Origin of the sequence: Blochmannia endosymbiont of Camponotus sp., from assembly GCF_023586365.1 — a bacterium.
Classification (GTDB): Bacteria; Pseudomonadota; Gammaproteobacteria; order Enterobacterales; family Enterobacteriaceae; genus Blochmanniella.
The window spans coordinates 649533-670276 of sequence record NZ_CP097759.1 but is presented as its reverse complement, the minus strand read 5'-3'; the positions used below and the strand labels follow the sequence as shown (position 1 = coordinate 670276).

The 20744-nt window shown below is 29.0% G+C and carries 14 protein-coding genes and 1 pseudogene; 5 read left to right on the top strand and 10 right to left on the bottom strand.

The window, feature by feature from the left end:
- The first annotated feature begins 315 nt into the window (after nucleotides 1-315).
- The 5 genes and pseudogenes from M9407_RS02795 (at nucleotide 316) to yihA (ending at nucleotide 4900) form a co-directional block, all read left to right on the top strand.
- On the top strand, nucleotides 316-756 hold the full coding sequence (locus M9407_RS02795) for a MarR family winged helix-turn-helix transcriptional regulator (RefSeq protein WP_011283149.1): 441 nt from the start codon (nucleotides 316-318) through the stop codon (nucleotides 754-756).
- A gap of 310 nt (nucleotides 757-1066) precedes the next feature.
- Nucleotides 1067-1708 (top strand): guanylate kinase, encoded by a 642-nt coding sequence (gene gmk / locus M9407_RS02790; protein ID WP_250236962.1) that lies wholly within the window; start codon nucleotides 1067-1069, stop codon nucleotides 1706-1708.
- Nucleotides 1709-1797: 89 nt separating this feature from the next.
- Nucleotides 1798-1986: pseudogene (gene rpoZ, locus M9407_RS02785) on the top strand (DNA-directed RNA polymerase subunit omega); the annotation flags it as partial.
- Between the two features lie 737 nt (nucleotides 1987-2723).
- Nucleotides 2724-4148, top strand: a complete 1425-nt coding sequence (gene glnA, locus M9407_RS02780) for a type I glutamate--ammonia ligase (protein WP_250236961.1) — start codon at nucleotides 2724-2726, stop codon at nucleotides 4146-4148.
- Between the two features lie 146 nt (nucleotides 4149-4294).
- Nucleotides 4295-4900, top strand: coding sequence for a ribosome biogenesis GTP-binding protein YihA/YsxC (gene yihA, locus M9407_RS02775; RefSeq protein WP_250236960.1), 606 nt, complete (start codon nucleotides 4295-4297; stop codon nucleotides 4898-4900).
- Nucleotides 4901-5031: 131 nt separating this feature from the next.
- On the opposite strand, the gene polA is transcribed toward yihA, so the two are convergent.
- From polA to rpoH, 10 genes are all read right to left on the bottom strand, one after another.
- Complete coding sequence (gene polA / locus M9407_RS02770; RefSeq protein WP_250236959.1) at nucleotides 5032-7842, bottom strand: DNA polymerase I; 2811 nt, start codon at nucleotides 7840-7842, stop codon at nucleotides 5032-5034.
- A gap of 194 nt (nucleotides 7843-8036) precedes the next feature.
- Nucleotides 8037-8666 carry a thiol:disulfide interchange protein DsbA gene (dsbA, locus tag M9407_RS02765; protein WP_250237422.1) on the bottom strand — a complete coding sequence of 210 codons (630 nt, stop codon included), beginning with the start codon at nucleotides 8664-8666 and terminating at the stop codon, nucleotides 8037-8039.
- 612 nt (nucleotides 8667-9278) lie between these two features.
- A complete protein-coding gene (gene ubiD, locus M9407_RS02760; protein WP_250231700.1) occupies nucleotides 9279-10742 on the bottom strand; it encodes a 4-hydroxy-3-polyprenylbenzoate decarboxylase in 1464 nt (487 codons plus the stop codon).
- A 210-nt stretch (nucleotides 10743-10952) separates the two neighbouring features.
- Nucleotides 10953-12593, bottom strand: coding sequence for a ubiquinone biosynthesis regulatory protein kinase UbiB (ubiB, locus tag M9407_RS02755; RefSeq protein ID WP_250236958.1), 1641 nt, complete (start codon nucleotides 12591-12593; stop codon nucleotides 10953-10955).
- 590 nt (nucleotides 12594-13183) lie between these two features.
- Nucleotides 13184-13948 (bottom strand): bifunctional demethylmenaquinone methyltransferase/2-methoxy-6-polyprenyl-1,4-benzoquinol methylase UbiE, encoded by a 765-nt coding sequence (ubiE, locus tag M9407_RS02750; RefSeq protein WP_250237421.1) that lies wholly within the window; start codon nucleotides 13946-13948, stop codon nucleotides 13184-13186.
- A gap of 101 nt (nucleotides 13949-14049) precedes the next feature.
- The gene (rmuC, locus tag M9407_RS02745; protein WP_420022298.1) at nucleotides 14050-15591 is read right to left on the bottom strand and encodes a DNA recombination protein RmuC; all 1542 of its coding nucleotides are present in this window, start codon (nucleotides 15589-15591) and stop codon (nucleotides 14050-14052) included.
- A 275-nt stretch (nucleotides 15592-15866) separates the two neighbouring features.
- A complete protein-coding gene (gene udp / locus M9407_RS02740; RefSeq protein WP_250236956.1) occupies nucleotides 15867-16661 on the bottom strand; it encodes a uridine phosphorylase in 795 nt (264 codons plus the stop codon).
- Nucleotides 16662-16773: 112 nt separating this feature from the next.
- Nucleotides 16774-16896, bottom strand: a complete 123-nt coding sequence (locus tag M9407_RS03310) for a hypothetical protein (protein WP_284309684.1) — start codon at nucleotides 16894-16896, stop codon at nucleotides 16774-16776.
- Between the two features lie 3 nt (nucleotides 16897-16899).
- Nucleotides 16900-19194 carry a 5-methyltetrahydropteroyltriglutamate--homocysteine S-methyltransferase gene (gene metE / locus M9407_RS02735; RefSeq protein WP_250236955.1) on the bottom strand — a complete coding sequence of 765 codons (2295 nt, stop codon included), beginning with the start codon at nucleotides 19192-19194 and terminating at the stop codon, nucleotides 16900-16902.
- Between the two features lie 250 nt (nucleotides 19195-19444).
- A complete protein-coding gene (gene rpoH / locus M9407_RS02730; RefSeq protein ID WP_250236954.1) occupies nucleotides 19445-20293 on the bottom strand; it encodes an RNA polymerase sigma factor RpoH in 849 nt (282 codons plus the stop codon).
- Nucleotides 20294-20744: the final 451 nt, after the last annotated feature.

Here is a 20744-nt window from a genome sequence, read left to right as displayed (position 1 = left end):
TCAAATTTAAAAAAACTCCGATAAAATATAAATAGTAAAACAACACAAATTAAATATTAGAATATATATATATTCTGAATGAATAATGTCTGCTATCTTTTAATAAAATCAAAATATTAATTTAGTAAAATTACAATAAATTAGGAGGTATACGCTGCAATGGTTAATTAAAAATATAATTGATTATCAGATGTAAACAATTGTCTGAAAAATTATTATTCTCAATAAACAATACTTCAAAATAATAATTATTATTTTTTAGACTATTAATATAGTCCTATTATCATTATTGATTCAATATAGAGACAAATAATTATGAATAGATTAACAGATATTTCAAACATGGTAGAATCCTTATCTCGTATTTATCACCGTTTACGCAAAGAAATAAATGGCCAATTAATTAATGAAGGTCTTTCAATGTCTAAAATGAAAATCTTGCATCTTATTACTACCGGAAAAACCAGCGCAACAGACATTAAAAATTATATGGGATTTTCATCAAGAACCGTTGTAACAGTTCTTGATGCATTAGAAAAAGATGAAATGTTACGTCGACAACAAAGTCTTACAGATCGTAGAGTGAAATACGTTTATATTACAGAAAAAGGACGCGATAAATTACGTGTTGCCGAAGATACACATAATATCATTTTAGATCGCATATTTTCCCTTTTATCTGATGTACAGCTGAAAAGCTTTAGAGAAGTATGCAATTTACTTGAAATACAACAAAAAAATAATATGGCAAAATGACAATACAATATACACGCATACTGCACTATAGATTTCATTAACGTAAATAAGGTCCTCGGTGAAACTAATAATTTTTTATTAATTTGATAGTAACAATGTATACTCTAGTGTAATCAAATTACAAAATGTTTTATTGAGGATCTTCTATTACATCAACCTCAATACATCTATGCAAAATAATGATATTTAATGTTTAACATGAATTAGAACCAAATATATAGTTATTCAAAACATATATACTATGTATGGACGTGATTTATTTTTATAAATATTAATTATTTATGCGATCAAATGTGTATATAATCATTTTATGATGAAAAATCCAGGAATATTGTGTATTATATCCGCCCCTAGTGGGACAGGAAAATCTACATTAATTCAAACTGTAATACAATATGATCATTTTGTTTATCAAACTAAATTATCTATTTCTTACACCACACGCATTAAAAGGCCTGGGGAAATACATGGAAAGGATTATTATTTTATTTCAAAAAAAGCATTTAAATATATGATTGATAAAAATATGTTTTTTGAATATGCTATGATTTTTAATCATTATTACGGTACTGCAAAAAATAATATTGAAATGATGTTAGATGCTGGTGTGCATATTGTGTTAAATATTGACTGGAAAGGAGCGCAACAAATTCGTAGTAAAATATCAAAAAATATCTATACTATTTTTATTTTGCCTCCATCAAAGAAAGAATTAGCACATCGATTATATCTGAGAGGAGAAGATACAGAAGAAGTGATCGCCGCACGCATGAAGCAAGCAGTGGATGAAATTAGCCATTTTAAAGAATATGATTATGTTATCATAAATGATGATTTAAACGTCGCTTTGACACATTTACAGTCGATTATATTATCTGAGCAATTGCGAATAGCGCATCAAAAAATACGCTACGCAACATTAATCAATCATTTGTTATTGCCAGATATATAAATAATCAATCAGTATAAATATATATGTGTGCTTACGATCAATATGAATTTAAACTTAATAAATAAAATCCACATACACGGTGAATGAAAATGGCACGTATAACTGTACAGGATGCTGTAGGAAAAATTGGTAATATATTCGATTTAATATTACTTGCCGCACGACGTGCACGGCAAATGCAAATTGGTGGAAAAGAAACGTTGATTACAAGAAATAACAATGATAAATATACCGTACTTGCTCTCAGAGAAATAGAAGAAGACTTAATTACTAAAAAATAAATACTAACAATTATATATACAATCAAAAACTAATATTACTTAAGCCATGCAATTGATATTTAGGAGAAAAAGTCTCTTTAACGTAATAGATACTAAAAGTTTATTAAAATTGAAGATTGTTGTATTGTTCTGATGTAAATTTGTAATATTGATATAATGCGTGTAATTTCTTATTTATAGAGCAACAGCCTACTATAAATAATATATTGCGTAAGTCCTAAAACTATTCTTAATGTTGCTCACGATACTTACAATGTAAATTCATATTTACATGATATACACCAATAACAGATAACAATTTGTATAAAATTATTAATTTTTTAAATTTATATAAAAATGTATATGTACGATTATATTTCATGATGTATATCATGTATACAATACATAAAAAATAACATGACTAACTTTCTGACATTTTTTCTATGTTGAATTTGAATTAAAAGTAATTAAAAAAATGATTAATAGTAGTTATGCATACAAGTATTTTTTTTGTTTTTATTACATTAGATTATTTATTAAAATAATAGTAGTATAAAATATAAGTGTTTTTTAAAAAATTTTAAATTTTAATCAAGGATCAACATATCTGATTCAATGTATTACGTACTAATGAATATTAGTAAGCATATCGATGCAGATATGTTAATTAAATAAAGTTTTTAAAAATTTTTGATCGCAAGAGCCTTATAGATAGTATTTTAACACATTGATATGTAATAGCTGAGAGCACAAATATGACAAATATTGAAAAAATTTTTTCTATTATAAACGAAAATCAAATAAAATTTGTTGATTTACGTTTTACTGATACAAAAGGAAAAGAACAACACATTACTATCCCTAAAACCCAGGTTAATGATTGTTTATTTAATCATGGAAAAATTTTTGATGGGTCCTCCATTAAAGGGTGGAAAGATGTTAACCAATCAGATATGATATTGATGCCTGATCCTGATAGCTTTGTGATAGATCCATTTTATGAAGACGCTACAATAATTATTCGTTGCGATATAATTGACCCTAGTACTATGAAAAATTATGATAGGGATCCACGGTCTATAGCTAAACGAGCAGAAATATTTTTATATAATTCTGGTATCGCCGATATCGTGATGTTTGGCCCGGAACCAGAATTTTTTTTATTTGACAGTATTCATTTTGCAACAACAATATCGGGATCTTATGTAATCGTTGACGATCGAGAATCATCATGGAACAGCGGTAAAGTTTATAAAGACGGAAATAAAGGTCATCGTCCTAGAATAAAGAGTGGATATGCTCCCGTGCCCCCAATAGATTCTTCTCAGAACTTGCGATCTACCATGTCTTTAACAATGGAAAAAATGGGATTAATCGTAGAGGCTCATCATCATGAAGTTGCAACATCAGGTCAAAATGAAATAGCAACTCGATTTAATACTCTTACTAAAAAAGCTGATGAAATACAAATATATAAATATGTAGTGCACAATGTTGCTCATAATTCTGGGAAAACTGCAACTTTCATGCCTAAACCTATTATCAATGATAATGGGTCAGGCATGCATTGCCATATATCCTTACATAAAAAAGATATTAATTTATTTTCAGGTCTTCAATATGGGAACCTTTCTGATATCGCTTTATTTTATATTGGAGGTATTTTGCATCACGCTAAAGCATTAAATGCTATAACCAATCCGACTACTAATTCGTATAAACGTTTAGTTCCAAATTATGAAGCTCCAGTAATGTTGACTTATTCTGTTTGTAATCGTTCTAGCGCGATTCGCATTCCGTCATCCCTAAAAAAAACACAAAACGACACATCATGTCGAATTGAAGTTCGATTTCCTGATCCTTCTGCTAATCCTTATCTAGCATTTTCTGCATTGCTTATGGCGGGACTAGATGGCATTATTAATAAAATCCATCCTGGAGAACCTGTTGATAAAAACTTATATACTATCTCTGAAAAAGAAGCATCATCCATATCACACATGGCTCAATCTCTTGACGAAGCATTAAAATCTTTATACGATGATCATAAATTTTTAACTAGAGGCAACGTCTTTACCGAAGAGTATATTAATACATATATTTTATTGTGTCAAGAAGACAGTAGACTCGTGTCCATTACGCCACATCCTATAGAATTCGATCTATATTATAGTGTTTAAAAATAATTTTTTGTAATATATGTAAAATACGTATATAACGATATTATTGTTGATAATAATGGTTTAAAAAATTAAATCAGGAATAAAAACAATTTGTTTTATATATTTATATAAATTTAGAAACTTATTTTCATATTTACCATGTTATGATATACAACTATCATGTTACTTATTTTTTAATAAGCGTACCTGCAGTTTACTGTTTACCTAATGAAAAAATGGGTATGGAGGTAGCTTTTGTTGGTTATTCTAATAGTGGAAAATCTAGCGCTATTAATGCGTTAACTTATCAAAAAAAATTAACTAAAGTAAGCAAAACACCAGGATGTACGCAACTCATTAATTTATTTGAGGTCAGCCCGGGTATTCGTCTGATTGATTTTCCTGGCTATGGTTATTATGTTAATCATCAGACAAAAAAAAGAAAAAACTACTGGCATGACATGATATGTGAATACTTAAAAAAGAGAGAAAATTTAAAAGGATTGATATTAATGATGGACATTAGGCATCCGATAAAAGATTTAGATCAAAAAACAATTGAACGTGCGCTTTCCGTAGGCGTTCCTGTTTTTACTTTATTGAGCAAAGCAGATAAAATTTCTAGAAATGTTTTGCAAGTTACATCTAAAAAGATAATACGCGATATGAAAATGATGTTTGAAACGCATATACAAGTCGAACCTTTTTCTGTTGTCAAAAAATACGGAATACTCTCATTGAGAAGAGTCCTTAATAATTGGTTAAAATAATATATTTTTATAAATCATCGCATCTTCTATATATCAAAGCATATGATTTGTATAAATATATTATTCTAAGCAATTGTTATTAATCATGTATTTATTATATTTAATATATTAACCTATGTTAGGTTGATATATTAATGTGCTTGTTCCCAATTCTTTCCAATACCAACATCTACTTTTAGAGGTACATCCATAATAAAACATTCTTCCATTAATTTTTTGATTTTTTTTACAACAGAGCCTACGATATCATCGCGTACTTCAAATACTAATTCGTCATGTACTTGCATAATGATACGCGCTGGAATTGCATCTTTTTGCAACCAATTATCAATAGATATCATTGCTTTCTTAATAATATCAGCAGCGCTTCCTTGCATAGGAGCATTAATCGCAGCTCTTTCAGCTCCTTTTTTTTGAAGAGTATTAGAAGAATAAACATCTGGTAAATATAACTTTCGTCCGTCTAGTGTAGACACATAACCATATTTATTAGCATGCTCTCGAATATGTTGCATATATTTCATAACACCAGGATAACGATTAAAATAACGATCTACATATTTTTGAGCTTCCTTACATGTTACTGATAATTGACGCGCTAATCCGAATGCGCTCATTCCATAAATTAATCCAAAATTAATAGTTTTAGCTCGTTGTCTTTGTTCATCAGTAACTGAGTGTAACGCGGTAACAAAGATTTCAGAAGCTGTTGCAGTATGAATATCTTTTTCAAAAAGAAAATCATTGATTAATTCGATATCTTGAGAAAGATGCGCCATAATTCTTAATTCTATTTGAGAATAATCGGCTGCTACAATTAAAAAATTTTTTGGGGCAATAAAAGCCTGACGTATTTTTCTTCCATCGTAATTTCTATTTGGGATATTTTGCAAATTAGGACTAGTAGAGGAAAGACGTCCTGTAGAAGTTCTAGTTTGATTATATGAGGTGTGCACCCTATTTGATTTTTTATTAATCATAGCAATTAATTTTTTGATATAAGTAGATTGTAATTTAGATAAAGCACGATATTGCAAAATAATTTTTGGCATTGAGTATTTTTTTGATAATTTCTTCAATACTTCTTCATTAGTTGAAGGAACTCCCTTAGGTGTTTTTTTTAAAATTGGCAATTTTTGCTGATTATATAATATTTCTTGTAATTGTTTAGTTGAAGCAAGATTAAAAGGAGTGCCTACTAATTGATACGCTTCTAGCTCTAATGCATGAAGCCGATAATCTAATTCTACTGAATGTGTATTAAGTAATTTTTTATCAATTAATACACCATAACTTTCAATGCGCGATAAGATAGATATTAGAGGCATTTCTACTTCTTCAAATATTTTTTTTAGTTTATTATTTGATTCTATCTTTGGCCATAAAGTACGATGCAGATTAAACAGGGATTTGATAAATTCGGCAGCATGTAGAGATTGTAATTGTATATTTTGTAGATCTAAAATGATGTTATTTTCATTATAATTATCATAATTTTTTTTAAAATTTGTAACAGCGTTAAATGTGTCTTTATCTAAAAAATTTTTAATATTATGATAATTAGCAGTACCATACAGTATATATAATTCTAATATAACATCAAATGCCATGCCAGCTAAGTTTATATTATAACGTTTTAAAATAGAATAACTAAATTTTAAATGTTGGCCTACTTTTTTTATTTTTTCATTTTCTAAAGTTGGTTGCAAAATTGATAATATCTCTTCAAGGTATAAAAAGTTCTGATGATTATTAATCGCATCAGTTTTTATAGGAATATACGCGCTTTCTTTAGTATCTATAGATAAACATATACTTATGATTTTAGCTGTAGAAACATTAAATATATCTGTATATATACTAAATATAAAAAATTTGGATTCGTCAATTTTTTCAACCCAATGACAAAGCATTTCAATGTTATGTATTATTTTGATAATCTTTTTTTCTTTGGAATACTCTGATGATAAATTATGTTTTTGGAACAAAAGTGTATTAGTTAATCGTCGATGTGATGGTACATGTTTCAAATGGTGATATTTATCCAGCCATGTTCCTGATTGTAAATCTATTAGCCAATTTTTAAATTCATACTGTGTAAATAACGATTGCAAGGCGTTAATATTTCTCTGTTGTATTAACAGTTGATAGTCAGATATATTTAAAGATACGTCGGTTTTAATGGTCGTTAGTTTATAAGAAAGAAATGCTACTTCTTTGTTGGCTTGTAATGTGTTTTGTATTGCTCTAGCGCCACGCAAACCTAAATCTAATAGACTAATTTTATCTAAATGATCGTATAATACTTTTAAATTACCTATTTTATTTAATAAAATCTGAGCAGTTTTTTTTCCTATTCCAGGAACTCCAGGAATGTTATCAGAACGATCGCCTATTAATGCTAAATAATCAGCTATTAGAGTTGGTGGTACTCCAAACTGTTTTTCTATTTCTTTAGGAGTAAAAATAATATTCGACATAGTATTAATAAGAGTTATTTGCGATGATGCTATTTGAGCCATATCCTTATCTCCTGTACTAATTAACACAGAATTTCCTGATCGCGCACAAGATATAGCTAATGTGCCTATCACATCATCTGCTTCTACGTCAGGCACCTTAAGAATTGGTAACCCCATGGCTTGTATTATTTCACATAATGGATCAATTTGAGTATATAAATTCTTAGGGGTTTTCATGCGATTAGCTTTATATTTTTCAAATAAATTGTTACGAAAGGTTTTCCCCATTGTATCAAAAACCACCACCATGTGAGTAGGTTGATATCGTATCAATAGACTCTTAATCATATTGATTACCCCATATATTACCCATACTGGTTTTCCGTCGCTAGTGATCAATGGTGGAAACGCATGATATGCACGGTGTATATAACAAGATCCATCCACTAAAATTATCGGATTATTTATAATTGTAATCATAATGACATTTATATACGACTTAATTTTACAGAAAAGACAAGAGAATATAGACTATTGTTTAGTAAAACTATTAACTATAAGGTTATTATAAACAACAAAATAATAAAATCAATGCAGTCATTTTGTAAAATAATTTCAATAAAAAATAGAATATTTGTATATGCCAGTATAATGATATAATGAATATGCAGAAATTACGTTTTATCTATCAGTAAATTTAACAACTCACAAAATTGTTTTATATAAGCGTTAACTGATGATATATCTAACTTCTCGTTTTTTATCATATATTTCCCATTGATAAATATTGATGGTACTCCTCTCAAACGAAAGTTTATTGCTGCTTGTTCCTGATCTAAAATTAAAGATTTCACTAATACGCTCTCCCAAGCGATATCAAATTCTTCTGCATTGACACCAGATTTAATGAATATTTCACGAATATCTTCCACAGTGTGAATAGATTGTTGTTTTTGTATCGCTGTAAATAATATAGGACTGATTTTATTTTCTATTCTTAATGCTATTGCTACAGCCCAAGCATGTGTTAATTGTTTTCCTAAATTACCTAAAAAATTCACATGATATTTATAAAAATTTACATTTTTAGGTAATGTTTGTTTTATGTTATTAGAAATATGATAAATTTCTTCGAATTGATAGCAATGTGGGCAGTAAAAAGAAAAAAATTCCAGTAATTGTGGTGCATTGTGAATAGGTTTGTTTAGTCGAATGTATTGTCTTCCTTCTGTAATTGAAGATGAAATGCTTTTACATGAAAATATCAAATAAATTACTATCCAAATAAGATGCAATTTTTTCATACCCCCTCCTAATAAACACATAAATATTTCATATAAAAATATAAATATTGTAATATTATGATAGAATACTATTCTAATTTAGTTAATATTAAAATTAATTTAATTATTGATGTTGGTTTTAATTATAATATATTTTATTGTGTAATATGTATGTGAATTTGTGTGATTATTACAAGTTAATAGAGCGTATGATTGTTGTATCAAGTAGATATAGATAATAATTAAATAAAAAATATTTTTATCTGTTTAAGTATAATTGTTAGTCATAAAATATTTTTATAATAGCATATAGTATTATTAAATATGTTTTTATTATATAAAACATATTTAAAATGTGGATATATTCATAATTACAGTATGTTATTACAGACCTGTTTGTAATGTTGTATTTAGAACGTTTGTGTAAATGATTGTATGTTGGCTATTAACGGCAATGTTATATAAATTTATGTTTTGATATAGATATATATATATATATATATGTGTGATGATTTATTTGTAATAAATTACAGTATATCTCTTTATTTTTATTAAAAAAATCCATCATACTGCTATATGTTTAATTTTATGCATCTTACTCAATTGTATCATCTTGAGTGTAAAGTATTATTCCTATATGTCTAGTTTATCCCAAATACTATCAATATAATGTCGTACCGTATCGTGCATTTTAATTGGAATACCCCATTCTCTTTCAGTTTCCCCGGGCCATTTATTTGTTGCATCCATACCTATTTTAGAACCTAAACCAGAAATGGGACTAGAGAAATCAAGATAATCAATTGGGGTATTTTTTACTATTATGGTATCTCGATCAGGGTCCATGCGTGTAGTTATCGCCCATACTACATCATTCCAATTCCGAGCATTAATATCGTCATCACATACGATAATAAATTTAGTATACATAAATTGTTTCAAAAAGGACCATATTCCAAAAATTATACGTTTAGCATGTCCAATATATTGTTTTTTTATAGTTACAATAGCCAATCTATATGAGCAACCTTCAGGAGGTAAATAAAAATCTGTAATCTCTGGGAATTGCTTTTGTATGATAGGAATGAACATTTCATTCATTGCCATTCCAAGGATCGCAGGCTCATCTAGTGGCCGGCCAGTATACGTAGAATGATAAATTGGATTGTTTCTTTGGGTAATATGAGTAATAGTGCATACTGGAAATTTAGTAGCAGTATTGTAGTATCCTGTATGGTCTCCAAAGGGACCTTCTATTGCTGTTTCATCTCGTTCTAAATATCCTTCCAATACGATTTCAGAATTAGCTGGAACATCTAAGTCGCATGAAATACATTTAATTACTTCAGTTCTACAACCTCTTAATAAACCAGAAAAAGCATATTCTGATAATGTGTCAGGAATGGGAACTACTGCTCCTATTAAAGTCGCCGGATCAGCACCTAATGCTACAGTAATGGGAAATCTTTTCTCTGAAGTATTTTTATACCATTCTTGAAAATCTAATGCGCCACCACGATGAGATAACCATCTCATAATGATTTTGTTTTTAGATAGTACTTGTTGACGATAAATTCCAAGATTTTGTCGTTTACTTTTTAGACCACGTGTTATTGTGATACCCCAAGTAATTACAGGAGATACATCTTGAGGCCAGCAACGCATTATTGGCATATGCGTGATATCTACATCTTGGTTGCACCAAACATTTTCTTGACACGGAGCTGTGCTGACACGCTTAATCGGCATATGTAGGATATGGCGAAAATGGGGTATTTTAGAAAAAAAATCATGTACTCCTGTCGGTAATTCAGGTTCTCTTAAAAATGCGAGTAATTTTCCAACATCACGTAAAGATAGAATACTTTCTTTCCCCATGCCTAAAGCTATCCTGTTAAGGGTACCAAATAAATTGCAAAGAACAGGTATTGTATATCCTTTAGGATTTTCAAAAAAAAGCGCTGGACCTCCAGATTTAATAGTGCGATCAGCAATTTCTGTTATTTCCAAATCAGGATTAATAGGAAATTTAATTCTTTTTAAGTCTCCCTTGTGTTCTAATATTTTTATAAAATCACGTAAATCTTTATATTTCATAGCCTGTTAATAATTATTTAAATGTTGTTGTGATTAAATAATATTGCAAAATATCGTATGATTGTCATTAAGTATAGTTTTAAAGTTATGATTGAATTAGTTAATATTGTTATATTTCAGAATTTATTTAAAATAAGATGTTTCGTTGAATTGTTCAAATAAAACTTATATTAAAAAATAAAATTCAATTGGACAAGAATTACATTGTTGTTATTGTATGATACGCTTCCAACCTATTGTCCAAATAAAGATGCCAATTACAAATAAAAAAATAGAAAAAATTTTTAAATATTTATCCTGTATGTATAAGAAAATACTGCTAGTAACTAACGTGGCACCAACACCGAATAAAAATAACGCTTGACCGTGATTAGTTCGCTGAGTTCTTAATTCTCTTATTAATACTTCTATTTTTTTTTGTAACATACAAGAACGTTTAAATTCATTAGATAACAAAGTAGGTAATTCGGGTATTTTATCTATCCAATGAGGTATCTTATCTTTTAAAGTACATATTGTTGTTGACAATTTTAATTGGTCCTGCATCCACCTTTCTAAAAAAGGTTGAGCAGATTTCCAAAGATTTAGATTTGGATATAATTGTCTAACTATTCCTTCGATATACAATAAAGTTTTTTGTAATAAAATTAATTGGGGTTGTATTTCCATATTAAAATATCGTGCAGTATTAAATAAGTACAACAATATTTTACTAAAAGGAATTTTTTCTAGCGGTTGTTCAAAAATTGGTTCAAATACTGTTCTCATAGCGCATTCAAAATCTTCAATGTTAGTATCAAAGGGTATCCAACCTGAATCAAGATGCAATTCAGCTATTTTGCGATAATCACGATTGAAAAATGCTATAAAATTTGCTGCTAAATAGTACTTATCTTTTTTATTTAAAGATCCGACAATGCCACAATCAACACAAATATATTTTGGATTTCCCGGGTCTTTGTAGCTAATAAAAATGTTACCAGGATGCATATCTCCGTGAAAAAAACTGTCTCGAAAAATTTGAGTAAAAAATATTTCTATTCCACGTTCTGCTAATAATTTCATATTAGTTTTTTGTTTTTTTAGCGCAACTACATCATATACGGGTATACCATAGATACGCTCCATAACCATAACGTTTTCGCTACAAAAATCCACATATACTTTCGGTATGTATAATATTTGACTTTTTTTAAAATTTCTTCTCAAGTGAATAGTATTCGCTGTTTCTTTTAGCAAATTAAGCTCATTAAAAAGAGTTTTTTCATATTCTGAAACAACCTCTGAAAACTTAAATTTCCGTCCTTCTGGTAAAAATTTATAAATCCATTTGGCTAATCTATACATTAAACATATATCTATTTTAATAATAGGTAAAAGACCGGGCCGAATAATTTTAATTACTATATCTTTATTGTTTTTTTTTAATTTAGCAGAATGTACCTGTGAAATGGATGCAGATGCCAATGGTACTTCCTGAAAATCTTTAAACCACGTTTCTAATGAATTCCCAATAGCCCGTTCTATATACGTTTTAGCAATAATTCCATCGAAAGGCGCCACACGATCTTGTAGTATTGATAATTGATCTGCGACAGCATCTGAAAAAATATCGCGCCGAGTGGAAAGCATTTGCCCAAATTTAATCCATATTGGACCTAATTCCTGTAATGCTAAACGACATCGTTCCCCTAAAGTTAGTTGAGCATGCTTATTTAAAACGCGTAAAAGAAATCTACTACCTATTTTTAATGGGAAAATTAGTCGATGAGTAGGAACAAAATCACTTAGTCCATAATTTAAGATTGTTTTAATTATAGAATACAGTCGACTTAACTCATCAACAAGCATCAGATTTCCTATAATTTGTTTTAAATGATTCGTCAAACATTCAGTTGTATATTTAAATAGCGCATCTTTATAAAGATTACTTTTAGTTCATTAGACTTATACCCGTGTTCTTACTATCAAATATAGTTATATGTAAATATTTTTTAATAAAGATATACTTTTTGTAATAAAAATCTATAAGTATTAACATGAAATATCATCCGTTTGATAAAATATAAGTTTTATTATAAGTATAATAAATACTAATAATGTTGAAACTAGGTATGAGTTTATGCTATTTAATTAAATTTTAAGCTAATTAAACATCCTCGATGATCTTAAAATGAATATATTTATCTGCTGTATTATAGGTTGTTTATGCGCATAAAAATACAATATTACTGTGTATTCTATTTTCATCTAATTTATTTTTATATTTATAAAAATAAATAATTGTTCTTACTAAGATATAAAATCATTGGAATATCATAGTTTTGCGCACTTGAAATAAAACATCTTTATAGGATTTAATAAAGATTTACGTTCTTGGAAATCTTAAACAAGATAATGACACTATCGATTTTAATAATTCATTGAATATCAATATTTTTTTAACATTTATAAGCGCAATGTAATACAGCAATCCCAAAAGTCATATTGAAATATTCAACATTATTGAATCCTGTTCGTGCTATCATATTTTTTAAAGTTTCTTGATCTGGATGCATACGAATAGATTCTACAAGATAACGATAACTATTAATATCTTGAGTTATACATTCACCTATTTTAGGTAAAATATGAAATGAGTATAAATCATATATTTTATTCAATACTTTAAAAATAGGCACCCCGAAATCTAAAATTAATAATTTTCCTCTAGGTTTTAATACTCTATGTATTGAAAATAATGCTTTTTCTTTATTTGTAAAATTGCGTAAACCAAAAGCAACAGCAACACAATCAAAAGTATTTTCAGAAAAAGGCAAAGCTTCGGCGTCAGCTTGTATATATATTACATTATTTAATATACCTAAATTGCGTAATTTTTTTTGTCCTATATGTAGCATGGAATCATTGATATCTGCTAGTACTACGATCCCTGTATTACCTACTAACCGGGAAAATTGAATACTTAAATCTCCAGTACCTCCGGCTAGATCCAGTACACTACATCCGATGTATACTTCGCTGCGATAAATCATAAATCGTTTCCACATTCTATGTATCCCAAACGACATTAAATCATTCATTAAATCATACCGTGATGCTACAGTATGGAATATATTAGACACCAATGATGTTTTTTTATCTTTGTAAACATTTTGAAACCCAAAATGAGTTATGTCTTTTTTACATTTCTTCTTCATATTCATCATTGCCGTAATATTTATCATTAAATTTCTATTTATCAAAAATACTAATTTTACTAAAATGGTATTATGATTGATCAAGGCACATACTTTACTGTACTATATCAAGAATTTGATAAAGATTCATGACATATATTTTCAGCGATATTATCTTCAAAATTAGATACATCGGAAGAATTGTTTTTTGTATCACATAAAAATATAGAATGTGATGGGGCCACATTAGTAACAATGGGTTGTTTTATTTGCACTCCAAGCGATCGAAAACCTTCCGCTTGACTTATAATGTTACCTTTGCCTTCAGAAAATTTATTTTTTGCTGCACTATAAACAACTTCTGCTTTATTCAGATAGAGGCCAATTTTATTCAAGTCATCCATAAACAACCTTAGTTTGTCATACAATCTCCCTGCTTTATCAGCAATTTTTTTAGCATGGCAATTTTGATATTCATAACGCCATAAGTTATTAATAGTGCGCAAAGCTATTAACAGTGTTGTAGGGCTAATTAACATAATATTACATCGCATAGCATCTGTTAATAGCGATGTTTCTTTTTTTATAGCTAACATAAAAGCTGATTCAATAGGGATAAACATTAAAATATAATCTAATGTGTTTAATCCAAATAATTTTTGATAATCTTTTTTGCTTAATGATTTTATATGAGCACGCAACGAATGTACATGATCAATGATAGCTAACCGTCGATCTTCTTCATTATCGCTATTGAAATAACGTTCATAAGCCACTAGAGATACTTTAGAATCAATTATTACATCTTTACCATGGGGTAAATGTATAATTACATCAGGTTGCAATCTATTTCCATCAGTTTGTTTTATGCTGACTTGTACATGAAATTCATGACCTTCACGCATACCAGAAGCTTCTAATGCACGAGTTAAAATTATTTCTCCCCAACTGCCTTGTGTTTTATTGTTTCCTTTTAGTGCTTCTGTTAGATTAATAGTTTCTTGAGTGATTTTTGCATTCAATTGATGTAAATTACGAATTTCATATGTCAAAGTATGTCTTGATTGTTCTTCTTGTGAGAAATTGTTTTGGATTTGATTTTTAAACCCTTCTAACTGTTCTTGTAATGGATATAACGTTCTTTCAAGAGTTATTCGATTTTGTTGATCTATCTTACGTCCGTTTTGTTCAAAAATACGATTTGCTAAATTTTCAAATTGCATAGTTAATCGGTTTTCACTTTTGATAAATAACTGCTGTTTTTCTTCTGTCGCTAATTTATATTCTTCTAAACGAATGTTTAGTTCTTGTATTTTTAATTCTTGAGAATGATTTAAATGTAATTGTACATGTAATTCATTATTTAGTTTTTCACATTTTTGATGATAATGGTTTAATAATTTTAAACGTTCTTCGGCAGTGGATAATTTACCATGTAGTTCATATATTGCTTGTGATTTTTTTTGCAATTTCTGTTCAATATCATAACGTAAAGCAGACTCATTTTTTAAATTTTGTGTAGTCACGCATAAAGCGTTCTCATGAGATGCATAGGCATTATTATATTTTTTAATATATCGTTTTCTTATAATCTTAAAAAATATTCCAGATATTAAGAAACCTGCAAATATGCTAATTATGTTATACAAATAAAATGAGGAAACTGGCATATATTCTCTGTCATAAAATATATTCATAAATAATCTTATAATAATTACTTATTATTAATCATTATATATGACATATCAACAGTTTAAGAGTACAAATAGACGTAAGCTACGTATCATGTGTGAACGACATGTTACTTATTATTTAGATAATACAATATGTTAAATTCCATTTAAGATTCTTTCATTTAAAAAAATAATATGTTATTCGGAAAATTTCCGTCAGTACTGAATATATTAAAATAAATCGAAATACTTAAAAAAAATAATAATCAATATTATTCCGAATAACGGCATAAAGTATTTTTTTTATTCAGAAGAATATGAGCGCCTTCTATTACAACTTTCATTGCCATATATTCAGTATGATGTATTAAAGTAACGTTTGGAATTTCTTTTTGTGTGCGATTTACAATAACACCTGTAACAACTCCTGCCCGTAATCCTTGAGTTAAACACATAGTTAGTAGTGTTGCAGATTCCATTTCGTAACTCATAACCCCCAGGTTTTTCCATTCTTCCATGGATCCGCGCAATTTTTGAATAACTCGCCCAGAATATGTATCCTGTCTTTCTTGTCCAGGATAAAATGTATCTGAAGATACAGTTATACCAAAATGTGATTTAATACCAATGTTTTTAGCCGCTTTAATTAAAGCCATAGTACATGATAAATCTGCTACTGCTGGAAATTCTAATGGAGCGAAATGTTGACTTGCCCCATCACAGCGAACAGCAGCAGTGGTAATCAACACATCGCCTGTTTTTATATATTTTTGAATAGCTCCTGAGGTACCTACACGTAAGAATGTACGTATACCTAATTGAGATAATTCTTCTACCACAATAGAAGTAGATGGACCACCTATGCCTGTAGAACAAATAATTATTGTCTCTTCATTGATTTTTGCAGACCAAGTTGTAAATTCTCGATTACTAGAAATGTATTCTGCCTCATCCATCAGAGAAGCAATTTTTTTAACTCTATTAGGATCACCTGGAAGAATAGCTAAAGTTGCTCCTTGAAGGTCCCCGGTCTTTAAATCTAAATGAAATGCATGAGTTACAGTCATAATAAAGCTATCGCGTGTTTTTTAGAGGGTTATTCCAAAATGTTTAAAATTAGTGGTAAATTTTCCAAAATTCTTTATTTTTTATGTAATAAAAATATTAATTTTAACTTGTTTAACGATCGTTTCTTAAATAGATAATTTCATAATCAACCCATGATATTACTAATAAGTCTGGAAATTCTATCTTAATATTGATTGCTATACAATTAATTAATAAAAAAAAATTATTAGCCATGATTTACGATGAATTAAATTGTTTACGCAATAATTTAGCCGCAGATACCATATTATTCAATGAATGTTGAATTTCAGGCCATGATCTTGTTTTTAATCCACAATCAGGATTAATCCATAAACGTTGTTTTGGGATATATTTTAACAATTGATTAATTCTTCTGATAAGATCATTTTGTGTTGGTTCATTGGGAGAATGAATATCGTATATTCCTGGACCAATTTCATTTAAATCATTTATTACATGTTGTATAGATGTTAACATCTTCTCATCTGACCTAGCTGCTTCTATACTAATTACATCTGCATCTAATGCTAAAATGGCATGAATGATATCACTAAATTCAGAATAACACATATGAGTATGAATCTGGGTATCATCTTTCACTGATGATACAGTGATTCTAAAGACATTAATTGCCCATTCTAAATATTTTTTTTGATCAGAACGTTTTAACGGCAATCCCTCTCGTAAGGCTGGCTCATCAATTTGTATAATTCCAATGCCAGATTTTTCCAGGTCTATTACTTCATCACGTATCGACAATGCTAATTGCAATGCTATTGTTTTTCGTTGTATATCTTCGCGTAGGAACGACCAAGACATTATGGTGACAGGTCCAGTTAATATACCTTTTATCGGTTTATTAGTTAATGACTGAGCATAACTTATCCATTCTATAGTAATGGGTTTTGGACGACTAATATCCCCAACAATTACTGGAGGTTTTACACAACGTGAACCATAACTTTGTACCCACCCATTTTGAGTAAATATAAATCCATTTAAATTCTCTCCAAAATATTCTACCATGTCATTTCGTTCTGGTTCTCCATGCACTAGAATATCTAAATCCAATTTTTCTTGCTCCATAATAATTTTTTTAATGTAATTCTTAATACTAAGATAGTAATCTTCTTTATTGATTTGGCTGCTTTTGAAGTGCGAACGAAGTTTACGAATTTCTTCAGTTTGAGGAAATGAACCGATAGTAGTTGTTGGAAATAATGGTAAATTAAGTTTCTTATGTTGTAATGTAGCTCGTGTTGTGTACGGAGAAGATCTAGAATAGGAAATGTCATGGATGTGTTCGAGGCGTTTTTTAACTTGTATGTCATGAATTGTGCTAGAATAACAGCGTAAGTTATTAGAAGCATAATATTCACTAAGTGTATCTTCATATGTCGAGTTACTTGTGTTTTTGGCGTTCAATGCGGTGCATAACATTTTTATTTCATAACATTTTTGCAGCGCAAAAGCAAACCATTCTTTAATGTGTTTGTCTAATTTTATCTCCGTATTTAGATCAATAGGACTGTGTAACAAGGAACAAGAAGAACCTATCCATAGTCTGCGCTCGCCTACTAAAGGATATAGTTTTTTAAACCAATCATATAAGTTAGTTTTCCATACATTACGTCCGTTAACTACTCCTGCTGATAATACCCAATGTTTTGGTAATTGTGCATGCAGTAAAGGTATATTATCAGGATTGGAAACCAGATCCACATGTAGACCATCTATTTTTAATTGTGTAATAATATCCAACTGATGATATATGCCATCGAAGTAAGTGGTTAATAACAATTTAACTTTACCATAAAGTTGTTCATACGCACTTAAATATGCATCTAACCATCGTAACGGTAACTCCAAAACTAGTATAGGCTCATCAATTTGTATCCAATCAATATTTTTTGATAATAAAATATCTAATATTTCTTGATATACCGATAATAAATTAGGTAATAATGACAAACGATCAAATTTTTTTCCTTTTACTTTTCCTAACCAAAGATAACTAATTGGGCCAAGTAGTATTGGTTTTACTGTATATTTCAGAGACAAAGCTTCATCTATTTCATCGAACAATTGCGTCCAATTTAACTTAAATTTTTGAGTGGAAACAAATTCGGGTACTATATAATGATAATTTGTATTAAACCATTTTTTCATTTCTGCAGGTGGTATCAGTTTTTCGTTTAAAGAATACCCTCGGCTTATTCTAAACAATGTATTTAAATTAATATTTTCTTGACCAATACGATGCCTATCTGGAATATTATTGAGCATCAAACTAGTAGTCAAAACATGATCATACCATGCGAAATCACCTACTGGGATCCAGTCGATACCGGAATCTTTCTGTTGTTTCCAATGACGTGCGCGTAATGTACGGCCTATTTCTAATAATTTATCTTCCTTGATTGTTCCATCCCAATAATATTCTAGAGCATACTTTAGTTCTCTATGTAATCCAATCCGAGGAAATCCTAATATATGACCGACAATTGTCATAATTTACTCCATGAGCTATTCTGGTTATATAAAGTACTCATAAAAATTTAGAGTAAAAACCTTGAAAAAAGTGTTATGGCTACATAACTTTTTTTTAAAATTAAAAATGTGTAACATCGAAAATCATTAATAAATGTGAATTTTATCAAATTGATATACTACAGTCAAACAATCAAAGTTAAAAAGTATATATGCGTTTTAATAGTTTTTATATTATTCAGTTGCACCAATGAAATTCAAAAAATTTTAATTAATTTTGTATGATTAGTTTCATTTTTTTCATGGCATTTTTTTCTAATTGACGTACTCGTTCAGCAGAAACACCGTATTGATTGGCTAATTCTTGTAATGTACTTTTATTATCCATATTTAACCATCGGGCACGAATAATATGTTGACTACGTTTATCTAAAGTCTTTATGGCTGCATTTAATTTATTACTAACTTGATCGATCCATTCTTCTTCTTCATTATAAGAAACAATTTTGTCTTGTAAATATAAGATAGGTGCTATTGATATTCCTCGGTTATCTTCATCTGAAGATTGTTCAAAAGTCATATCTTGCGCTGACATTCGGGATTCCATTTCGCGCACGTCTTTGCTAGTCACATTTAACGCTTTTGCGACTATTTCTATTTCTCCTGCATTAAACCAACCTAAACGTTGTTTAGTTTTACGTAGATTAAAAAATAATTTACGCTGTGCTTTAGTAGTAGCTATTTTTACAATACGCCAGTTTTTTAGAACATATTCATGGATTTCAGCTTTAATCCAGTGCACAGCAAATGACACTAAACGAACATCTAATTCTGGATTAAATCGGCGGACAGCTTTCATTAAACCAATATTACCTTCTTGTATTAAATCGGCTTTCGGTAATCCATAACCAGAATAATTACGAGACACGTGAACAACAAATCTTAAATGTGACACAATAAGCTTTTTTGCAGCATCTAAATCACCATGATAGTATAAGCGTTTAGCTAACGTTTTTTCTTCTTCTGCTGTTAACATAGTATAAGCATTGGCTGCTCTTATATAAGCTTCTAAATTCCCTTGAGGAACTAAAGTTACATTTTTTTGTATATATTTAGGCATTTATTCTCCTAAAATAACCATGTATACGCAGGTAATCATGGGCACATTATTGCGTCTGCATGTAATTGCATCAGAACCAAAACCATCGTAAAAAAATTTTGTATCGACAATAAAATAATGTATGATATTTAAATATCGTAATTCTAACATAATCATCATTGATTTTGTTACTAATTCTAATTAGATATTAATATATCATAAGTTACCTATTATAACTAATCATTATCCTTGATAATATCAAACAGTTCATAGATAATTTTAGTGAAATCTGAATTTCACGTTAATTTTGATGATGCATAGATTGTGTCTAGAATATACAGATACCGACAAATGCGTCGATTTGTTTGTTGTTGTCAATCTGTACTATTTTTAAGTTTTATCTCTCAATTAATATTCTGATTTTATGACTTTTCTGATTAAATAAATTAGAATGTTATTTTAATTATTTGAA

Coding starts and splice junctions, on each gene's coding strand:
- M9407_RS02795 (WP_011283149.1), top strand. CDS start 316: ATGAATAGATTAACAGATATTTCAAACATGGTAGAATCCTTATCTCGT.
- gmk (WP_250236962.1), top strand. CDS start 1,067: ATGATGAAAAATCCAGGAATATTGTGTATTATATCCGCCCCTAGTGGG.
- glnA (WP_250236961.1), top strand. CDS start 2,724: ATGACAAATATTGAAAAAATTTTTTCTATTATAAACGAAAATCAAATA.
- yihA (WP_250236960.1), top strand. CDS start 4,295: ATGATATACAACTATCATGTTACTTATTTTTTAATAAGCGTACCTGCA.
- polA (WP_250236959.1), bottom strand. CDS start 7,842: ATGATTACAATTATAAATAATCCGATAATTTTAGTGGATGGATCTTGT.
- dsbA (WP_250237422.1), bottom strand. CDS start 8,666: ATGAAAAAATTGCATCTTATTTGGATAGTAATTTATTTGATATTTTCA.
- ubiD (WP_250231700.1), bottom strand. CDS start 10,742: ATGAAATATAAAGATTTACGTGATTTTATAAAAATATTAGAACACAAG.
- ubiB (WP_250236958.1), bottom strand. CDS start 12,593: ATGCTTGTTGATGAGTTAAGTCGACTGTATTCTATAATTAAAACAATC.
- ubiE (WP_250237421.1), bottom strand. CDS start 13,948: ATGAATATGAAGAAGAAATGTAAAAAAGACATAACTCATTTTGGGTTT.
- rmuC (WP_420022298.1), bottom strand. CDS start 15,591: ATGCCAGTTTCCTCATTTTATTTGTATAACATAATTAGCATATTTGCA.
- udp (WP_250236956.1), bottom strand. CDS start 16,661: ATGACTGTAACTCATGCATTTCATTTAGATTTAAAGACCGGGGACCTT.
- M9407_RS03310 (WP_284309684.1), bottom strand. CDS start 16,896: ATGGCTAATAATTTTTTTTTATTAATTAATTGTATAGCAATCAATATT.
- metE (WP_250236955.1), bottom strand. CDS start 19,194: ATGACAATTGTCGGTCATATATTAGGATTTCCTCGGATTGGATTACAT.
- rpoH (WP_250236954.1), bottom strand. CDS start 20,293: ATGCCTAAATATATACAAAAAAATGTAACTTTAGTTCCTCAAGGGAAT.